This window comes from Mesorhizobium sp. WSM3860, assembly GCF_002294995.1.
Lineage (GTDB): Bacteria > Pseudomonadota > Alphaproteobacteria > Rhizobiales > Rhizobiaceae > Mesorhizobium.
The window spans coordinates 136,326-155,658 of sequence record NZ_NSGF01000003.1 but is presented as its reverse complement, the minus strand read 5'-3'; the positions used below and the strand labels follow the sequence as shown (position 1 = coordinate 155,658).

Below are 19,333 nucleotides of genomic sequence, written 5' to 3'. Positions count from 1 at the left end.
CGGGCCGTGTGATGGCCCGGAATGGACTGATCCGACCTAGCTGGATAATGTTTGTGGAATGACCGATCCGGTGTTCTTCGCGCCTTCACGCCGGTATACGGCTGGCGAGGTCGCGAATCTGACCGGCGCCAATCTCGTTGATTCCTCGCAGGCCGACATCGCCATCGAAGCGCTGGCGCCCGCCAATGAGGGTGGCGACGGTGCGCTCGTCTTTGTCGACGGCAAGCGCAATTTCGCCTTGATGCATTCGCTCAAGGCGGCTGCCGTTCTCTGTCCCGCCGACTTCGCCAACAGGGCGCCGCAGGGAATTGCTGTGCTGGCGCATCCGCGTCCGCAGCAGGCCTTCGCCATGGTAGGGCGGCTGCTTTTTCCGCAGGCCTCCACGCCGGGGCCGATGACTGGCGAAACCGGCATTTCGCCGCAAGCGCACATCGATCCGTCCGCCCATGTCGAGGCGGGTGCGATCGTGGAGGCTGGCGCCGTGATCGGTCCCGGCGTCTCCATCGGGAGCGGCACGGTCATTGCCCCGCATGCCGTCATTGGCCGCTCCTGCAAGATAGGTCGTGATGGCTATGTCGGTCCGGGCGCCAGCATCCAATACGCGCTGATCGGCAACCGCGTCATCGTTCATGGCGGCGCAAGGATCGGTCAGGACGGGTTCGGCTTCGTGGCCGGCGCCAAGGGACCTGAGCGCGTGCCGCAGATCGGCCGCGTCATCGTTCAGGACGACGTCGAGATCGGCTCCAACTCGACCGTCGATCGCGGCGCGATGTCCGACACCATCATCGGACAAGGCACCAAGATCGACAATCTAGTGCAGATCGCCCACAATGTTCGCATCGGCCGCAATTGCATTATAGCCGGGCTTTCGGGTATTTCCGGTTCCGTCGTCGTCGGCGACAACGTCACCATGGGTGGCGGCGTCGGCCTCGCCGATCATTTGACCATCGGTCCTGGGGCCAAGCTTGCTGCGAGAAGTGGATTCATGAGCAACGTGCCGGCGGGCGAGGTCTGGGGAGGCTACCCGGCGCAGCCGATGGCGGAAGCCATGCGTGAGATCGCAATGCTGCGCAGGCTGGCCAGGACGCGCAAGCAGGGCGACGGAAATGGCTGACATGGTTGCGACGACACTCGAGGCGGTCGACATAATGGGGCTGATGAAGCTCCTGCCGCACCGCTACCCGTTTCTACTGATCGACCGCATCGTCGAAATCGACGGCGACGACTCCGCGGTCGGCATCAAGAACGTGACCATCAACGAACCGCATTTCCAAGGCCATTTCCCGCAGCAGCCGGTGATGCCGGGCGTGCTCATCATCGAGGCCATGGCCCAGACCGCCGGCGCGATCTGCATTCGCAGCCTCAACGCGGAAAAGCCGTCGCTGGTCTATTTCATGACCATCGACAACGCGAAATTCCGCAAGCCGGTCGTTCCGGGCGATCAACTCAGGATCCACGTCAAGAAGATCAAGAAGCGCGGCAACTTGCTGAAATTCGCCTGCGAGGCGATGGTGGATGGCGCAAAGGCCGCCGAAGCCGAAGTTTCGGCTATGATGGTCACCGGCTGACGGTTTCAAATGCTCATGAAAGTTCAGACATCAATCCATCCTTCCTCGGTCGTCGAAGAAGGTGCCCAGCTCGGCGAAGGCGTGCGTATCGGACCCTTCTGCCATGTCGGCGCCGACGCCGTCATCGGCGATCGCGTCGAGCTGGTCAGCCATGTCTCGGTGATGGGGGCCACCACTGTCGGCGGCTCGACCAAGGTCTATCCAATGTCGACGCTCGGGGCGCCGCCGCAGAACACCAAGCACAAGGGCGGGCGCACGACGCTGGTCATCGGCGAAAATTGCACCATCCGCGAAGGCGTCACCATGCATGTGGGCACCGATTCCAGCCGCGGCGAGACGACGGTCGGCGATAATGGCAATTTCCTGGCCTATGCCCACATTGCCCATGACTGCGTCGTCGGCAAGAACGCTACTTTCGCCAACGGGGCAACGCTTGGCGGACATTGCGAGATCGGCGACAACGTCTATATCGGCGGCCTAAGCGCCGTTCATCAATTCGTGCGTGTCGGCGACAACGCCTTTCTCGGTGGTTGCTCGGCCTTTGTCGGCGACGTCATCCCCTATGCCATTGCCGTCGGCAATCGCGCCAGCCTGCGCGGGCTCAACATCATCGGCCTGAAGCGCTCCGGCCTGCCGCGCGCTGAAATCTACCTGCTGCGCAAGGCCTACAAGACAATTTTCGACCGCTCCCGCACCGTCGGCGAGAATGTGGAAATCGCCAAGGCAGAATTCGCCTCGTCGCCAACCGCCATGAAGATCATCGATTTCATCACCAGCCGCGGCAAGCGGCACTATGCCGTCCCGTCGCTCAAGGGTGGCGGCGACGATGACAATGGCGATGACGAGGCCTGAGCCCGCCGGCTCAGCGCTTGCACTCGCGCCGGGCTCCAGGGTCGGCATCATCGCCGGTGGCGGCAGCCTGCCCGTCGAAGTGGCCGAAGGCCTGGTCAGGCAGGGACACCCGCCTTTCATCATACTGGCCGAAGGCGAGGTGGACCGCGAAGCGGATTTTGCCGCCTACGAGCAGGCGACGCTCGCGCTGGAAGACATAGGCTTCCTGCTTCCCCTGCTGAAACGCCAAGGCATCAGCCATCTCGTCCTTGCCGGTGAGATCAGGCGCAGGCCACAGCTCACCAAGATACGCCCGACACTCGGTCTGCTGGCGATAGTTCCCTCCGTGATCATGGCGTTGGCGCGCGGCGACGACGGCCTTTTGAAGGTTCTTACGCGCGGGCTGGAAAAGCGCGGCATCGCGGTCGTCGGCGCGCATGAGATTGTTCCAGATCTCACTGCCGGCGAGGGCACGTTGACCAAGGTAGGACCAAAGCAATCGGATTGGCGCGATATCGAGGCCGGCCGGACGGCGGCCAAGGCGATCGGCGAGCTCGACATCGGCCAGGCGGCGATTGCGGTCGGAGGGCGGGTTATCGCGTTGGAGGGCATCGAAGGCACTAAGGGCCTGCTCGAGAGGACGCGCGAATTGCGCGGGCACGGCAGGCTCGCCGGCAAGACGCGCGGCGTTCTCGTCAAATGCGCCAAGCCAGGGCAGGAGCTGCGCGCCGACTTGCCCTCGATAGGCCCGCAGACAGTCGAGGCGGCGCATGCCGCAGGCTTGGCCGGCATAGCCGTCGAAGCCGGCCGCTCGCTCATTCTCGAAGGCCCGGCGACTCTCGCGCGGGCCAATGCGCTCGGCTTGTTCATCATCGGCCTTGCTGCAATGGAGCCGGGCGATGGCCGGTGAGAAGCCGCTCAAGATCGCCATCGTCGCGGGCGAGGAATCAGGCGACCTGCTCGGCGCCGACATCGTGCGTGCGCTCGAGAAGACCACCGGCCGTAAGATCCGGCTCGTCGGCATCGGCGGCCGGCATCTGCAGGAACTGGGGCTGACACCGCTCTTCCAGGGCAGTGAGATCGCGCTGATGGGGTTCAGCGCCGTCTTGCGCGACCTGCCGCGGCTGATGCGCCGGATCAGCCAGACAGCCGCCACCATCGCGGCGGAGCGGCCGGATTGCCTGATCACCATCGACAGCCCTGATTTTTCGCTGCGGGTTGCCAAAAAGGTCCGCGCCGCCGCGCCCGCTATCCCGATCGTCCACTATGTCTGCCCGAGCGTATGGGCATGGCGGCCGGGCAGAGCGGCGGCAATGAAGCCCTATGTCGATCACATCCTCTGCATTCTGCCCTTCGAAGTGAAGGCGCTTGCCCGGCTTGGTGGGCCTCCCGGCACCTATGTCGGCCACCGGCTGACCCAGGATCCCGGCGTGCTCAGCGCCGCCAAGGCGCAGAGCTTGCCGCGGGACCTGTCGGAGGATCGCGTGAAGACGCTGCTCGTGCTGCCCGGCTCGCGCCGCGGCGAGGTGCGCCGGCTGATCGAGCCGTTCGGCAAGGCGATATCGGTCTTGCATCAGCGCGGTCACCGCTTGCGGCTGAGGCTGCCGACGGTGCCGCATGTCGCCGACCTGGTGAAAACATCCGTCGCGAGCTGGGACGAGAAGCCAGAGATCATCACCGATCCGGAGCGCAAATGGTTGGCTTTCGGCAAGGCCGATGCGGCCCTGATCGCGTCCGGAACGGTTTCGCTCGAGCTTGCGCTTTGCGGTGTTCCAATGGTCTCCAGCTACAAGCTCGATCCCATCGCGAGGCAGCTGCTGCAGCATCTGGTGACGACCTGGTCGGCGCTGCTGCCCAACCTGATCGCCGATCGCGCGCTGGTGCCGGAGTTCTACGATCAGTATGTCAGGCCGGAGAACCTGGCGCGTCAGCTGGAAGCCCTATTTGCCGACACCGGCATGCGCGCCTGGCAGCGGGCAGGCTTCGCCGATATCGCCAGGCGCATGGCGACCGACAGGCCAGCGGGCGAGATTGCTGCCGAGGTGGTGCTGGGGTGCATCAAGAAAGCGAATAGGGAGTAGCGGATAGCGAGTAGCGTGGCTGGGCGCCGCTCAGCACCGCCCGCTTCTTCCCTATTCGCTACTCGCTACTCGCTATTAGCGAAATCACCGCTTCGCAATCGGCACGTAATCGCGTTCCGTGGCGCCGGTGTAGAGCTGACGCGGGCGGCCGATCTTCTGGTGCGGGTCTTCGATCATTTCCTTCCACTGCGCGATCCAGCCGACGGTGCGGGCGACCGCGAACAGCACGGTGAACATGGTGGTGGGGAAGCCCAGCGCCTTCAGCGTGATGCCCGAATAGAAGTCGACGTTCGGATAGAGCTTCTTCTCGATGAAATACTCGTCGGTCAGCGCGATCTTCTCCAGCTCCATCGCGATGTCGAGCAGCGGATCATCCTTGATGCCGAGCTCGCCCAGCACCTCATGCGCTGTCTTCTGCATGATTTTGGCGCGCGGGTCGTAGTTCTTGTAGACGCGATGGCCGAAGCCCATCAGGCGGAACGGGTCGTTCTTGTCCTTGGCGCGGGCGATGAATTCCGGGATGTGGTCGACATGGCCGATCTCGCCCAGCATGTTGAGAGCCGCCTCGTTGGCGCCGCCATGCGCGGGGCCCCAAAGGCAGGCAATGCCGGCCGCGATGCAGGCGAACGGATTGGCGCCCGAAGAGCCGGCGAGACGAACCGTCGAGGTCGACGCGTTCTGTTCGTGATCGGCGTGCAGGATGAAGATACGCTCCATGGCGCGCGCCAGCACCGGATTGATCTTGTATTCCTCGCACGGCACGGCAAAGCACATATGCAGGAAGTTCGCCGCGAAGCCGAGATCGTTCTTCGGGTAAATGAAGGGCTGGCCGATGTGGTATTTATAGGCCATCGCCGCGATTGTCGGCATCTTGGCGATCAGCCGCATCGAGGCGACCATGCGCTGATATGGGTCCGAGATGTCGGTCGAGTCGTGATAGAAGGCCGACAGCGCGCCGACCACGCCGCACATGACGGCCATCGGATGGGCGTCGCGGCGGAAGCCGGTGAAGAAGCGCGACATCTGCTCATGCACCATGGTGTGGCGGGTCACGCGATAGTCGAAGTCGTCCTTCTGCGCCTTGGTCGGCAATTCGCCGTAGAGCAGCAGATAGCAGACCTCGAGGAAGTCGCCGTGCTCGGCGAGCTGGTCGATCGGGTAGCCGCGATGCAGCAGGATGCCGGCGTCGCCGTCGATGAAGGTGATCGCCGACTCGCAGCTTGCCGTCGAGGTGAAGCCGGGATCGTAGGTGAAGGCCCCGGTGGTGCTGTACAGCGCACCGATGTCGATGACGTCGGGCCCGGTCGAGCCGCTTCGCACCTTGAATTCATGCGTCTTGCCGGCGAGCTCGAGCCTTGCGGTCGACTCACGCGCCTTGCCGCCCGATTCCAGTTTTGTCGCAGCTTCGCTCATTGCAAACTCCTTTATGTTTTCTCATGCCGGCAAGGCAATTCCTGCAAACGACACGTCGAAATCACCGGAATGCGCGAACTTACCACCGCATTTTAGGAGGTGCGTGCCAGATTGGGCCAAGGCCTAATGTTGCACTGCGAAACACACCTTTCAATGCCAATCTTCTTGGGCCAGTTCGCTCCTAATCGATTTGATCCGCAACCCGCGCCAGGCTCTCCTCACGGCCGAGCACCGCCAGCACATCGAACACGCCGGGCGAGGTGCTGCGGCCGGTGAGCGCGGCTCTCAGCGGTTGGGCCACGGCGCCGAGCTTATGGCCGCCGGCCTGCGCAAAATCGCGAATAGCGGCTTCCGCGGTTGCGGCGCTCCATCCGCCGGAGATCGCGGCGAGCGCGGCGTGGGCACCGCGCAAAATGGCGCGAGCGTCGCTGCCAAGCAACCCCGCAGCCTTTTCGTCGAGCCGTAAGGGCCGCTCGGCGAACAGGAAGCCGGCTCCGTCGACGAGCTCGACCAACGTCTTTGCCCGCTCCTTGAGGCCCGGCATGGCGGCAAGCAGCTGTGCCTGGCGCCTGTCGTCGAGCTTGGCCGCGAGCGCCGGGCCACCCTCCAGATAGGGCAAGGTGGCCACGAGAATATCGAAGAGCGCCTTGTCGTCCATCTTGCGCATATGGACGCCGTTCAGCGCCTCGAGCTTGGCGAAGTCGAAACGGGCGGCGCCCTTGTTGACGTCGCCGATATCGAACCAGGAGATCATGTCCTTGATCGACATCACCTCGTCGTCGCCGTGGCTCCAGCCGAGCCTAGCCAGATAGTTGAGCAGGGCCTCGGGCAGATAGCCCATGGCGCGATAGGCCTCGACGCCGAGCGCGCCGTGGCGCTTCGACAGCTTGGCGCCGTCGGCGCCATGGATCAGCGGGATGTGCGACATCGACGGCACGGTCCAGCCCATGGCGTTGTAGATTACGGTCTGGCGCGCGGCGTTGGTCAGGTGATCGTCGCCGCGGATGATGTGGGTGACGCCCATATCGTGATCGTCGACGACGACGGCGTGCATGTAGGTCGGGTTGCCGTCCGAGCGCAGGATGATGAAGTCGTCGAGGTCCTTGTTCGGGAAGCGCACCTCGCCCTGCACGCGGTCGTGCACGACGGTCTCTCCTTCGGTCGGCGCCTTGATGCGGATGGCGCCCTTGACGCCGGGAGGCGCCTCGGAGGGGTCGCGGTCGCGCCACTGGCCATTGTAGCGCGGCGGCAGTCCCTTGGCCCGCGCCGCCTCGCGCATCGCCTCCAGCTCGGCAGGCGTCTCATAGCTGTAATAAGCCTTGCCCAGCCGTACGAGCTGCTCTGCCACCTCACGGTGGCGCGGCGCGCGCTCGAACTGTGACACGGCCTCGCCGTCCCATGAGAGGCCGAGCCAGGTCAGTCCGTCCAGGATGGCGGCCGTCGCCGCTTCGGTGGAGCGCTCGCGGTCGGTGTCCTCTATGCGCAGCAGCATCGTGCCGCCCGTGTGCCGGGCGTAGAGCCAGTTGAACAGCGCCGTGCGGGCCCCGCCGATGTGCAAATAGCCTGTGGGCGAGGGGGCAAAGCGGGTGACGACCTTGTCGGACATGGAACTCTCGGAAGAAGCTCTGAAGCGGGCATGATTGCGCGGACTTTCGCGCGGTGGGCGTTCATGTAGCATAGGAGGTCTGGGGCGCAAGGGGCAGACCCGATGGCTGGACGTGGCCGGGGTGCGGAGGAGGGCGAGGAGACGATGGCTGGCGTGAGCGAGCGCCTGCTGTTTGCCGACACCGTGCCTGCTGAAGTAGTACCGGTTTTGGTTCCCGTGCCGCGTCCGGCCACCGAGATTTTGCCGGACGGCGACGCCGTCCTGAAGCCGCTTCCGCCGGCAGCCATCGACCTGATCCGCAGGCGGTTCCGCCGTGCCTCGTTTTCCGCGTTTCGCCGGGGTGTGGCCGAGGCAGCCTCCACCGAGCTCGACCGCGGCATCGGCTTCCTGCTGGTGCCGGTGTTCCTGGCCGCCGGCGTGATACTCTATTATTCCTTGAGCGCCGAGCCGGATCTTTACAGACCGCTGGCGGTAGTAGCGCTGATGGCTGTGTGTGCGACGGTTTCGCGTCCCTGGCTGAAGACACACCTGGTCTTCATGGCGGCGCTGTTTTGCGCGCTGGGCTTCGTCGCCGCAAAGGTCGAGACCTGGCGGGCCGCAACGCCAATGCTCGGCTCCGAAATCCAGACGCGGCTGACAGGCCGCGTCGTCATCGCCGAGGAAATGGCCAATGGCCGTGTCAGGCTGACCATCGATCTCGTCTCGACCGCGCATCCAAAGCTGCGCTACGCGCCGGATCGCGTCAGGCTCTCGGCACGCAGGATCCCGGGCGGCGTGGAGGCCGGATCGCTGGTGACGGGTTACGCACGGCTCCTGCCGCCGACCGGGCCGGTCCGTCCCGAAAGCTATGACTTTTCCTTCGACAGCTATTTTTCTGGCATCGGCGGCAGCGGATTTTTCCTCGGCAACCCGAAAGTCATTCCGCCAACCGACCCGATCGCTCAGACGAGCATCGCCTCAGGCATCGAGAACGCGCGCGAAAACATTGCCGATCACATCAGAAGCACCGTCGGCGGACCCGAAGGCGAGATTGCCGCTGCACTCATCGTCGGCGTTCGCGCCGGCATTCCCGAGGATATCAACGAGGCGATGCGGCGGACCGGCATCTATCACATCATCTCGATTTCGGGCCTGCACATGGCGCTGGTCGCCGGCACTGTCATGCTTCTGCTGCGCGGCGCCTTTGCGCTGTTCCCGGATTTTTCGTCACGCCGGCCGGTGAAGAAATATGCCGCGGCAATCGCGCTTATCTCGATCGCCGCCTATCTCGTCATCTCCGGCGTGGTGGTCGCCGCCGAGCGAAGCTTCATCATGCTGGCCGTCATGCTGATCGCTGTGCTTTTCGACCGCGCCGCGCTGACGATGCGCAATTTGGCGATCTCGGCCATCGCCGTCATCCTGGTGTCGCCGCATGAAGTGGTTGGCCCGAGCTTTCAGATGTCGTTCGCGGCAACCGCCGCCCTTGTCGGCGCCTATGCCGGCTGGTCCGACTACCGCGCCGGCAAGGTGAGAGCGCCGCCGGCAAAGCGTTCGTTCCTGCGGTTCATGTCGCGCAAACTGGCAGTCGGAGCGGGTGGCGCCGCAATGACGTCGATCATTGCCGGAAGTGCCACGGCGCTGTTTGCCATCTGGCATTTCCAGCGCGTCTCGCCGCTCAGCCTGCTGGCCAATCTCGCAATCATGCCGATCGTCACGGTCGTGATGTTTCTCGCCGTCGCCAGCGCGGTCATGATGCCGTTCGGTTTCGACGGGCCCTTCCTCTATTTGATGGGCAAGGGCCTGACGGCGATGATCGCGATCTCGGCGTGGATTTCGGAGTGGTCGCCGGTCGATGCCGTGGGCCTGATCTCGATCCATTCGGTGCTGCTGGCGACGATCGCGCTCGTCATCGCCACGATGGCGACTACCTGGCTGAGGCTGGCCGCAATTCCTTTCGCAGTCGCGGCCGTCATGATCATCCCGCAGGCGCGCACGCCGGACCTGCTGATCTCGGAGGACGCGCATCTGGTGGCGATGCCGATCGGCGGCGGCGAACTCGCCATCAATCGTGCCCGCTCCAACGAGTTCACCACCGATAACTGGAAACGCGCGCTCAAGGCCGAAACGCTCGTGCCGCCGGAGACATTCGCCAACGGCACGCTGGACATAGCCGATCCCGTCGACTTGCCGCCTGGATCGCCCTTTTACTGCACGGGCGATCTCTGCATTGGCCGGCATCCGTCCGGCGCGATCGTCGCGCTCGCCGAGACCCGCGAAGCTGCCCGACCTGCCTGCGACTTCGCGGACCTCATCGTCATCAACGATGCCACGGCCTATAATCCCTGCCGCGATCCACGCATCCTCGTCGTCACCAAGCGGCAGCTCGCGCGCGACGGCAGTGCCGCCGTCTTCTTCGATCCGCAATCGGCGACGGCGCGAGCAACCATTCAATACGCCGTCGAAAAACCATACCGCCCTTGGCATGAACAGCGGCGCTACTCGCGTGAGGCGAGGGGGTTAGCGCCTTACAAGAAGCCCGAGAAGCCGCAAGCCAAGCCGCGGCCCCTCAGTAGCGGCGGATGAGTCCGACGAGCTTGCCCTGGACCTTGACGCGATCGGGACCGAAGATGCGGGTCTCGTAGGCCGGATTGGCGGCCTCGAGCGCGATGGAAGCCCCCTTGCGCCGGAAGCGCTTCAGCGTCGCCTCCTCGTCGTCGACCAGCGCCACAACGATCTCGCCCGGGCTCGCGGTGTTGGCATTGCGGATGATGACCGTATCGCCGTCAAAGATGCCGGCCTCGATCATCGAATCGCCTTTGACTTCGAGCGCGTAGTGCTCGCCGCCGGCGATCATGTCCGGCGGCACCGTGATCGAATGCGTCTGGTGCTGGATGGCGTCGATCGGCACGCCGGCGGCAATGCGGCCCATCACCGGGATGGAGACGGCCGAAACGGCGTCGTCGTCATTGCTGGGCGTCGGCGTGCGGGCGGGCGCCGCGGGTTTGATCTGGCGGCCGAGATTGCCTTGGCCACCCTGGATGACGCTCGGCGAGAATCTCTTCGCCGCATTGAGGCCGGGCGCGATCGAGTCAGGCAGGCGCAGCACTTCGAGGGCACGCGCGCGGTTCGGCAGCCGGCGAATGAAACCGCGCTCCTCCAGCGCCGTGATCAGGCGGTGGATGCCCGATTTCGAGGCAAGGTCGAGCGCTTCCTTCATCTCGTCGAAAGACGGGGGAATGCCGCTTTCCTTGAGCCGTTCATGGATGAACATCAGCAGTTCATGTTGTTTGCGCGTCAGCATGGCGGCCCCCATGGGTTCTGAAACCAGAATCAGAAAAACAAACCCAGAACAAACACTATCTGTTCCAGTTGTGTTCCGCAACCGTTTAAAGTTTAGTGAATGTGTTGACGTTTTGTTCAGCGTAACATCAGAACGCTGCATTCCTCGCCGGCTGCAGCCGCCGGTGCGAAGGGCGGGCGCACGATCAGGCCATTGGCATCGGCAAGCATCCTCAACATCGAGGAATCCTGGATACCGAACGGTGTTGCGACCAATGCCCCCGCATCCTCGCGGACAACGGCGCGCACATAGTCCTGCCTGAGATCGTTGGCGTGCATTGCGGCAGCCAACCGCGCGCTGCGGATGTCCTGCCGGTAATTGCGGCCGCCCAGCCTCGCCAGAAGCGGCTTCAGGAACAGCTGCGAGCAGACCAGGCTTGCGACCGGATTGCCGGGCAGGCCGATGCAGCGGATGTTGCCGAGCCGGCCAAACATCAACGGCTTGCCCGGACGCATCGCGATCTTCCAGAAGTCGAGCTGCATGCCTTCGCCGGTCAGCACGTCATGGATCAGGTCGTGGTCGCCGACGGAGGCGCCGCCAAGCGTGACGATGACGTCGGCGCCGGCCTCGACCGCCTGCTTGACCAGAGCCGCGATCGCGTCATGTCGGTCGGCGGCGATGCCGAGGTCGAGCGCGCGCGCGCCAACCGACTGGGCCGTGGCGGTGACGCCATAGGCATTCGACGAGATGATCTGGTCGGGGCCGAGCGCGCTGCCGGGCGGCAGCAATTCGTCGCCGGTGGCGATGACGGCGACCAGCGGCTGCCGGACCACGTTGAGACTCGGATGGTTGGCCGATGCCGCCATCGAAAGCGCCGCCGGATCGAGCTGGCGGCCTTTTTCGAGGAGCAGGTCGCCCTCGCAGAAGTCGAGCCCGCGGCGACGGACGTTGCGTCCCTCCGCGGTCGGCTCGGTCAGTTCGATGCTGCCGCCGCCGAGATCGCGGACATTCTCCTGGATAACGACGGTATCGGCGCCTTCGGGGAGCGGCGCGCCGGTGAAGATGCGCACGGCTTCGCCCTTGCCGACAGAGCCGGTGAAGCCACGCCCGGCGGGCGCCATGCCGATCACGGAGAGCCGCGCCGGCGCCGAGGCTACGTCGGCGGCCTGTACGGCATAGCCGTCCATTGCCGAAGCATTGAAGGGAGGCTGGGTGCGCAGAGCCACCACCGGTTCGGCCAGAACCCGGCCGGCGGCATCGGCCAGCGGCACGCTTTCGCCTGGCAGCGCGGTCGCGCCGTCCAACAGGCGTTCGAGCGCCTCGGCGACCGGAAGCAAAGCCATCCTAAGAGCCTGCCTTGTAGTCGCCCGACTTCCCGCCGGTCTTCTCCACCAACCTGATGCCGGAAATCGCCATGGCGCGGTCCGCTGCCTTGGCCATGTCGTAGATGGTGAGGCAGGCGACCGACGCCGCGGTCAGCGCCTCCATTTCCACCCCGGTCTTGCCGGTAACCCTGGCAAGCGCGGTGACCCTCAGGCCGGGAAGCGCGTGGTCGGGCTCGATCTCGACAGCAACCTTGGTGAGAAGCAGGGGATGGCAAAGCGGGATGATCTCATGCGTCTTCTTGGCCGCCATGATGCCGGCGATACGCGCCGTGCCAAGCACGTCGCCTTTCTTGGCGTCGCCGGCCAGGATCATCTCCAGCGTTTCCGGCTGCATGGTGACAAACCCTTCGGCGATGGCCGTGCGCGTCGTCTCGGCCTTGCCGCCGACATCGACCATGTTGGCTTCGCCCTTGGCGCCGAGATGGGTAAGCGCGGGCATCCTCAAACGGCCTCGGCCGGCGCCTTGCCCGTCAGCAGAAGGGCGGTCGCGGCGGCCACATCGGCCTGCCGCATCAGGCTTTCGCCAACGAGGAAGGTGCCGATCTTGCTCGTTTCCAGCCGGCGGCAGTCCTGATGGGTGAAGATGCCGCTCTCGCTGACCAGCAGCCGGTCGGCCGGGACCAGGGCGGCAAGCCGCTCGGAAACGTCCAGGCTGGTTTCGAAGGTTCTCAAATCGCGGTTGTTGATGCCGATCAGCCGCGACGAGAGGTGAAGCGCGCGTTCCATCTCCTGTTCGTCATGCACCTCGACCAGGACGTCCATGCCGAGATCGAAGGCCGTCGCTTCCAATCCGGTGGCTAAAGCGTCGTCGACGCTCGCCATGATGATGAGGATCGCGTCCGCGCCCCAGGCGCGGGCTTCATAAACCTGGTACGGATCGAAGAGGAAATCCTTGCGCAGGGCGGGCAGGCTAACGGCGGCGCGCGCTGCGGTCAGAAAGCCGGGCGCGCCCTGGAAGGACGGTACGTCGGTCAGCACCGAAAGGCAGGCTGCACCGCCTCGCTGGTAGGCTCTGGCGAGCGCCGGCGGGTCGAAGTCGGCGCGGATCAAGCCCTTGGAAGGGCTGGCCTTCTTAATCTCGGCAATCAGGGCGAAGCCGCCAGCCTTCCGCTTGGCCTCAAGCGCCGCAAGGAAGCCGCGCGGGGGTTCCGCATCTTTCGCCTTCGCCTTGACCTCGGCAAGCGGCGCGCTGAGCTTCGCGGCGGCGATCTCATCGCGCTTATAGGCTTCGATCTTGCGCAGGATATCGGACAAAATTCTAACCGTTCGAAATCTCGATGAGCTTGTCGAGCACCGTGAGCGCCCGGCCGCTGTCGATGGCCTGCGCTGCTGCCTCAATGCCATCGCCGAGCGTCGTCGCCTTGCCGGCCACCACCAACCCGGCGCCGGCATTCATCAGCACGGTGTCGCGATAGGCGCCGGCAGCGCCGCCCAGCATATCGCGCAATGCCCTGGCATTGTAGGCCGCTTCGCCGCCGCGCAGATCTTCCTTGTCATGCCGCTTCAGGCCGACCGCTTCCGGGGTGAGGGTAAAGGTGCGGATCTCGCCACCGGTGAGTTCTGCGACCTGCGTCTCGCCCGTGGTGGTAATCTCGTCATAACCGTCGCCGTGCACGACCCAGGCATGATCGGTGCCCAGCGCCTTCAGCGTCTCAGCCACCGGCATGATCCATTCGGGCAGGAAGACGCCGACCATCTGCCGGCCGACGCCGGCTGGATTCGACAGCGGCCCGAGCAGGTTGAAGATGGTGCGCGTGCCGAGCTCGCCCCGGACAGGGCCGACATGCTTCATCGCCGGATGATGCGCTGGCGCGAACATGAAGCCGACGCCGGCCTCCTGGATGCAGCGGCCGATGGTCTCCGGTGCGATGTCGACCTTGACGCCGAGTGCCATCAGCACATCCGCCGCGCCGGTCAGCGAGGACAGGCCGCGATTGCCGTGCTTGGCCACCGGGACACCCGCGGCGGCGATGACGAATGCCGATCCGGTCGAAATGTTGACCGAGTGCGAATTGTCGCCGCCGGTGCCGACGATGTCGATGGCGCCGAGCGGGGCTTCGACGCGGAGCATCTTGGCGCGCATCGTGGCGACCGCGCCGGAGATCTCGCTCACGGCCTCCCCGCGCACGCGCAGCGCCATCAGGAAGCCACCGATCTGCCCCGGCGTCGCGTCGCCCGACATGATGATGTCGAAGGCCTCGCGCGCTTCCTCGAAGGAGAGCGCGGTGCCGGTGGCGACCTTGGCAATATATGTCTTAAGCGCGCTCATCGTGTCTGTGCTTGGGAAACGGCGGCCGGATCGATGCGAACGTCATACTGCGACTGCAGCTGCGCCACCAGTTGATCGAGCAGGTCGTCAGATAGGCCGGCGCTGAAAGATTTCTGCGCGTCTTCCGGGACAGAGCTGCCATCGGCCCCGGCTGGTTCGAAGACTTCGGCGACCTTGAACAGGATCTGGCCGTCGCCGGTGGGCGAGGGGATCAGGCCTGTGCCGCCTTCGCCGACGCCGAACATGGCCGCCGCACCCTCCTTGCCGAAATCGGCATCGTCGGCTTCGCGCTTCAGGCCGCGCTTGGTTTGCTTCTCGAGCTTCAACTCGCCCGCGATCACGTCGAGCGTCGCACCGGCCTTGAGGCGCTTTTCCATCTCTCCAGCCTTGGCGGTGAGCCGCTTGTCGGTCTCGGCCGAGGTCCAGTCGGCCACGACCTTCTGGCGAACCTCGTCCAGCGTGCGGTCGCGCGCCGGCGTGATCGACTGGACTTCATAGAAAACGAAGCCGTTGTCGGCAGTGGTCAGGCCTTCATTCTCAGTGTTCGGCTCGGCCTCGAAGACGGCCTTGATGAGGTCCGCCGATTGCGGCAGGTCGTTGACGATCGTGCCGTCCGGCCGCTGGCCGGTGCGGTCGATGGCGTCGATGGTGACGACCTTGAGCTTCAGCTTGTCGGCCGCCTGGGCTAGCGAGGCGCCGGAAGCGCGGGTGTCCTCGTAGCTGTCGTGGACGTCGAGCAGCACGCGGCTTGCCTCGCCGAGCGCCAGGTCCTTGCGGATCTGGTCGGACACTTCCGAAAGCGGCTTCACCACCTGCGGCTTGATCTCGGTGACGCGCAAGAGCACCGGGCCGAAGGCGCCCTGAACCACCGGGCTGACCTCGTTGACGTTGAGCGAGAAGGCCGCGTCGGCCACCGCCTTGTCGGCGATCTTGTCCCTGGCCAGCGTGCCGAGCACGGTATCGGCCTGGGTCTTGCCCTCGGCGGTGACGATCTTGTCGAAGGTGGCGCCGGTCTTCAGAGAGTCATATGCCGCCTTGGCCGCGTCCGGCGTCTTGAACACCAGCTGTTCGATGGTGCGCATTTCGGGCGTCGTATAGCGCGCCTTGTTCTTGTTGTAGTCATCAGCGACTTGGCTATCGGTCACCGCCGTCGGGTCCATGATGTCCTGCGGCTCAAGCCGGACATAGGAGAATTTGCGGTATTCGGGTGCGGCGTAGTTCTTCTTGTTGGCTTCGAAATAGGTTTTGAGAGCGCTGTCGGACGGCGCCTCGATCGGCTGGACCAGTGTCTTCGGCAGGACGAGATAGTCGATCGTGCGGTCCTCGCCGCGATAGAGCGCGACGGCCTTCAGGAAGGTCTGCGGCGCCTTGAGGCCGTCCGAAATCGCCTCGACTATCTGCTGGCGCACCGCCACTTGCGAGCGGTTCTTCAGATAGTCCTCGGGCCGCATGCCGATCTCGCGCAGCAGATATTCGAAGGTCCTGCGGTCGAACTGGCCGCCTGGGCCCTTGAAGGCCGGATCCTCGCGCGTCAGCTCGGCCAGCCGGTCCTTGGAAAGGCCAAGCCCGAGCTTGCGGGCCTGCTCGTCGAGAACGGCGCCGGAGACGAGCTGCGCCAGAACCTGGTTGTCGAGGCCGAGCAGCTTCGCCTGCTCATGCGTGATGCGTTGGCCATATTGCTGCGACAGCAGATTGATCTGGCGGTCGTAGGCGAGGCGGTATTCGTTGATCGAAACCGTGGTGCCGCCGGCGGTGATCACCGAATGATGGCCAGCCAAGCTTCCCGACAGGCGCCCGGAAATACCCCAGACGGCGAAGCTCACCACCAGCAAGGACAGCAAAGCTTTCGCGACCCAGGTGCCCGCCGCGCTTCTCAAAATACCAAGCATGCCTACTTCCGATTTTTGCGCATTTTCGCATGCGCCGACTCTGAAACAAGCGCAATAGCGTCCTTCCGGCCCACTGTCGATTGCTTTGTGGCCCGATTTTGGTAGTGAGGGCGCTGCCTTATGTTGCCTGGAGAACTCGACGCCATGACCCCTGGAATTCGTCCGCTCGTTGCCGGCAACTGGAAAATGAACGGCACCAGCGCCTCGCTCAACGAGTTGAGGATGATCGGCAACGGCTTCATGAGCGGCCTCGATGCGGAGACCGAAGCCCTGGTCTGCGTGCCGGCCACCTTGCTTCACCAAGCCGCCGAGATCCTTTCGCGCACACCGGTTCGCGCCGGCGGCGAGGATTGCCATCCCAAGGAGAGCGGCGCCTATACGGGTGAGATTTCGGCCGAGATGCTGAAGGATGCCGGCGCAAGCCATGTCATCGTCGGCCATTCGGAGCGGCGCGAGCAATGCGGCGACGACGATGCGATCGTCAACGCCAAGGCATCGGCCGCCTGGCGGGCTGGGCTGGTGGCCATCATCTGCATCGGCGAAACGCGCGCCGAGCGCGAAGCCGGGGCGACGCTCGATGTCCTGTCGCGCCAGCTCGACGGTTCCGTGCCGCCGAGCGCGACCGCCGCCAACACCATCATCGCCTACGAGCCGGTCTGGGCCATCGGCACCGGCCTGACGCCGACCGCCGCCAACGTCGCCGAGGCGCATGCCCATATCCGTGGCAAGCTGACGGCGCTGCTCGGCGATGCCGCGGCCCGGATGCGCATTCTCTATGGCGGTTCGGTCAAGCCGTCCAACGCGGTGGAACTGCTTGGCGTCGAGAATGTCGACGGCGCGCTGGTCGGCGGCGCAAGCCTGAAGGCGGCCGACTTCCTCGCCATTGCCGAAGCCTATATGCACATGTCATAGCCGCAGACGGCGGCCCGCGGCGGCACGGGCACGGCCCAAATCGTTGCAACGGCCGGATTGCTCCCCATATTCCCGGCCACGGGCTTGGAAATGCCGCCAAAGCATTGTAAGGAGCCGCCTCCAAATCACCGGTCGTATGCGCGGCCGCGCAAGGCCTCGCCAGGATAAGTTATGGAAACCGTACTGATCGTCGTTCATCTTATGGTCGTGCTCGCCCTTGTCGGCGTGGTGCTGCTGCAGCGCTCCGAAGGCGGCGGTCTCGGCATTGGCGGCGGTTCCGGTTTCATGACGGCGCGGGGCGCGGCCAACGCGCTGACCCGCGCGACTGCGATCCTGGCCGCGGCTTTCTTCGTGACCTCGCTCGCGCTCTCGATCCTTGCCCGCTACGGCGAGAAACCGATCGACATCCTCGACAGGGCACCGGCTTCGACCTCGGACAGTGCCGGCAAGGGCGTGCTCAACCAATTGCCGGGCTCCAACGGTCCGCTGGGCAGCTCGAAGCCGGCGGCGCCGGCTGGCGGCACCGCGCCGGCCGTCCCGTCGGGCGGCACGACGACAACCACGACGCCGCTGTCGAATGGCGGCACCACGACGGCTCCCGCCACTGCTCCCGCAACACCGGCGCCCGCGAATCCGACCACGCCGCCGGCCACGAACGGCGTGACCTTGCCGGTCACCCCGCAGGTTCCGAACCAGTAGCCGGACAAGCATTGCTGCCGCGATCTGTTGTTCTTTGAACACAGTCGCGGCAAATGCCGCTCGATCACGAAGATTCAACCAAATGTAGCGCGTCGCTCAGCTTGAGGGCGCGCTGGCTAATCGATTATAGATTGCGTGCGGCACTTTTCGGCGTCCTTGGGGGGCGCCGGGCGACGCCGTGGGCAACTAGCATAGAAAATCGGATCTTCGCCATGCAGCTTCGCAGCTTCATCCTTTTGGGATTCTGTGCCGTATTCGGCATGGGGTCCGCGGCCTTTGCCTCACCGGCAAACCTGGCCGCTTCGCCGTCGGTAGAGAAGACCGACGCAATTCCCGTCGCCGCCAAGAGCGACGCATCGCAGCTGAGGCTTCTCAAGAAGAAGAAAAACCCGACTTCGGACGACCTCGCGCAGATCGAGAAGCTTGAGGCCAAGATCGCCGCCGACAAGGAAGCGGCCAAGCAAAAGGCGCTCGAAGCCCGCAAGCTGGCAATGCGCGAGGCGGCCAAGGCCAAGGCGGATGCGGCGCGTCAGGAATGGCTCTCCAAGAAGGGTTCGGCCGCGCCGGCCGAAGTGGCTGATGCGAAGCCGGGGAAGAAGACTATCAAGATCATCGAACCGCTCACGCCCGTTTCGCCGATCGCGTCGCTCCAGACCGAGGAGCCCATCCCGGCCGAGGCGATGAACATCACGGCCACCGGCAACAACGGTGAGTTGCGCAGCGAACAGCCCGGCCAGAAGCGGGCGAGCAGCGGCGGGCTGTTCGCCGGCCTGTTCGGCGGTTCCTCGGTGACCTCGATCAATTATCTGCCGGAGACCCGCGCGCTCGATTCGGCGCTCGCCAAGAAGGATGCCAAGAGGCCGTTCAAGGTGAAGCCGGAGTTCGTGCCGCAGGACGTCGCCTTCACCGGCTATGAGCCCGGGACCATCGTCATCGACACGACTGCTCGCCGTCTCTACCTCGTCCAGTCGTTTTCCACCGCGCGCCGCTATGCCATCGCAGTCGGCCGCGAAGGCCTGCAGTTCAAGGGGACGGTGGCCGTCGGCGACAAGCAGGAATGGCCGCGCTGGATCCCGACGCTCGACATGCAGAAGCGCGAGCCGAAGCACTACGGCCAGTATAAGGATGGTATGCCCGGGGGCGGCGAGAATCCGCTCGGCGCGCGCGCCATCTACCTCTATGACGGCAAGAAGGACACGCATCTGCGCATCCACGGCACCATTGCACCGCAGTCGATCGGAACCAGCGCCTCGAACGGCTGCTTCCGCATGATCAACGAGCACGTCATGGATCTCTACAGTCGCGTCAAGGTCGGCACCAAAGTCGTTATTATCTAACGCGTTGAAGCAGACTGCCGAAAGGGCCGGCACCACCGGCCCTTTTTCTTTGATCGAAGCGCGTCGCGTTGAAAGACGCTGGCG

Annotated in this window: 17 protein-coding genes; 9 read left to right on the top strand and 8 right to left on the bottom strand. The window is 64.8% G+C overall.

What is annotated here, in order from left to right; all coding sequences use genetic code 11:
* The first annotated feature begins 58 nt into the window (after window positions 1–58).
* From lpxD to lpxB, 5 genes are read left to right on the top strand one after another with little or no spacing between them, the layout of a single operon-like run.
* Window positions 59–1,114 (top strand): UDP-3-O-(3-hydroxymyristoyl)glucosamine N-acyltransferase, encoded by a 1,056-nt coding sequence (gene lpxD, locus CK220_RS07245; RefSeq protein ID WP_095810879.1) that lies wholly within the window; start codon window positions 59–61, stop codon window positions 1,112–1,114.
* Window positions 1,107–1,568, top strand: a complete 462-nt coding sequence (fabZ, locus tag CK220_RS07240) for a 3-hydroxyacyl-ACP dehydratase FabZ (RefSeq protein WP_095810878.1) — start codon at window positions 1,107–1,109, stop codon at window positions 1,566–1,568. Before lpxD ends, fabZ begins: the two co-directional genes overlap by 8 nt.
* 15 nt (window positions 1,569–1,583) lie before the next feature.
* Window positions 1,584–2,420 carry an acyl-ACP--UDP-N-acetylglucosamine O-acyltransferase gene (gene lpxA / locus CK220_RS07235; RefSeq protein WP_095811159.1) on the top strand — a complete coding sequence of 279 codons (837 nt, stop codon included), beginning with the start codon at window positions 1,584–1,586 and terminating at the stop codon, window positions 2,418–2,420.
* A complete protein-coding gene (locus tag CK220_RS07230) occupies window positions 2,407–3,309 on the top strand; it encodes an LpxI family protein (protein WP_095811160.1) in 903 nt (300 codons plus the stop codon). The genes lpxA and CK220_RS07230 overlap by 14 nt, the downstream gene beginning before the upstream one ends.
* Window positions 3,299–4,480 (top strand): lipid-A-disaccharide synthase, encoded by a 1,182-nt coding sequence (gene lpxB / locus CK220_RS07225; protein WP_095810877.1) that lies wholly within the window; start codon window positions 3,299–3,301, stop codon window positions 4,478–4,480. The genes CK220_RS07230 and lpxB overlap by 11 nt, the downstream gene beginning before the upstream one ends.
* An 84-nt stretch (window positions 4,481–4,564) precedes the next feature.
* Here the strand turns inward: lpxB and gltA are convergent, their stop codons facing one another.
* Window positions 4,565–5,893: a citrate synthase gene (gene gltA, locus CK220_RS07220; RefSeq protein ID WP_095810876.1), complete on the bottom strand. Its 1,329-nt coding sequence runs from the start codon at window positions 5,891–5,893 to the stop codon at window positions 4,565–4,567.
* A 181-nt stretch (window positions 5,894–6,074) separates the two neighbouring features.
* On the bottom strand, window positions 6,075–7,499 hold the full coding sequence (gltX, locus tag CK220_RS07215; RefSeq protein ID WP_095810875.1) for a glutamate--tRNA ligase: 1,425 nt from the start codon (window positions 7,497–7,499) through the stop codon (window positions 6,075–6,077).
* 102 nt (window positions 7,500–7,601) lie between these two features.
* Here gltX and CK220_RS07210 point away from each other — a divergent pair, with 102 nt between their 5' ends.
* Window positions 7,602–10,061: a ComEC/Rec2 family competence protein gene (locus tag CK220_RS07210; protein WP_095810874.1), complete on the top strand. Its 2,460-nt coding sequence runs from the start codon at window positions 7,602–7,604 to the stop codon at window positions 10,059–10,061.
* On the opposite strand, the gene lexA is transcribed toward CK220_RS07210, so the two are convergent.
* The 6 genes from lexA to CK220_RS07180 form a co-directional block, all read right to left on the bottom strand.
* Entirely contained in the window at window positions 10,045–10,779 is a 735-nt protein-coding gene (gene lexA / locus CK220_RS07205; RefSeq protein ID WP_095811158.1) for a transcriptional repressor LexA, read from the bottom strand. The genes CK220_RS07210 and lexA overlap by 17 nt on opposite strands.
* A 116-nt stretch (window positions 10,780–10,895) precedes the next feature.
* A complete protein-coding gene (gene glp, locus CK220_RS07200; RefSeq protein ID WP_095810873.1) occupies window positions 10,896–12,101 on the bottom strand; it encodes a gephyrin-like molybdotransferase Glp in 1,206 nt (401 codons plus the stop codon).
* Between the two features lies 1 nt (window position 12,102).
* Window positions 12,103–12,582 carry a cyclic pyranopterin monophosphate synthase MoaC gene (gene moaC, locus CK220_RS07195; RefSeq protein WP_095810872.1) on the bottom strand — a complete coding sequence of 160 codons (480 nt, stop codon included), beginning with the start codon at window positions 12,580–12,582 and terminating at the stop codon, window positions 12,103–12,105.
* Between the two features lie 2 nt (window positions 12,583–12,584).
* Window positions 12,585–13,397: an indole-3-glycerol phosphate synthase TrpC gene (gene trpC, locus CK220_RS07190; RefSeq protein ID WP_095810871.1), complete on the bottom strand. Its 813-nt coding sequence runs from the start codon at window positions 13,395–13,397 to the stop codon at window positions 12,585–12,587.
* A gap of 4 nt (window positions 13,398–13,401) precedes the next feature.
* Window positions 13,402–14,412: an anthranilate phosphoribosyltransferase gene (trpD, locus tag CK220_RS07185; protein WP_095810870.1), complete on the bottom strand. Its 1,011-nt coding sequence runs from the start codon at window positions 14,410–14,412 to the stop codon at window positions 13,402–13,404.
* The gene (locus CK220_RS07180; RefSeq protein WP_095810869.1) at window positions 14,409–16,301 is read right to left on the bottom strand and encodes a peptidyl-prolyl cis-trans isomerase; all 1,893 of its coding nucleotides are present in this window, start codon (window positions 16,299–16,301) and stop codon (window positions 14,409–14,411) included. The genes trpD and CK220_RS07180 overlap by 4 nt, the downstream gene beginning before the upstream one ends.
* 144 nt (window positions 16,302–16,445) lie before the next feature.
* On the opposite strand from CK220_RS07180, the gene tpiA reads away from it, so the two are divergent.
* The 3 genes from tpiA (at window position 16,446) to CK220_RS07165 (ending at window position 19,249) form a co-directional block, all read left to right on the top strand.
* Entirely contained in the window at window positions 16,446–17,213 is a 768-nt protein-coding gene (gene tpiA / locus CK220_RS07175) for a triose-phosphate isomerase (protein ID WP_095811157.1), read from the top strand.
* Between the two features lie 171 nt (window positions 17,214–17,384).
* Window positions 17,385–17,912: a preprotein translocase subunit SecG gene (gene secG, locus CK220_RS07170; RefSeq protein ID WP_095810868.1), complete on the top strand. Its 528-nt coding sequence runs from the start codon at window positions 17,385–17,387 to the stop codon at window positions 17,910–17,912.
* Between the two features lie 212 nt (window positions 17,913–18,124).
* Window positions 18,125–19,249, top strand: coding sequence for a L,D-transpeptidase (locus tag CK220_RS07165; protein WP_095810867.1), 1,125 nt, complete (start codon window positions 18,125–18,127; stop codon window positions 19,247–19,249).
* Window positions 19,250–19,333: the final 84 nt, after the last annotated feature.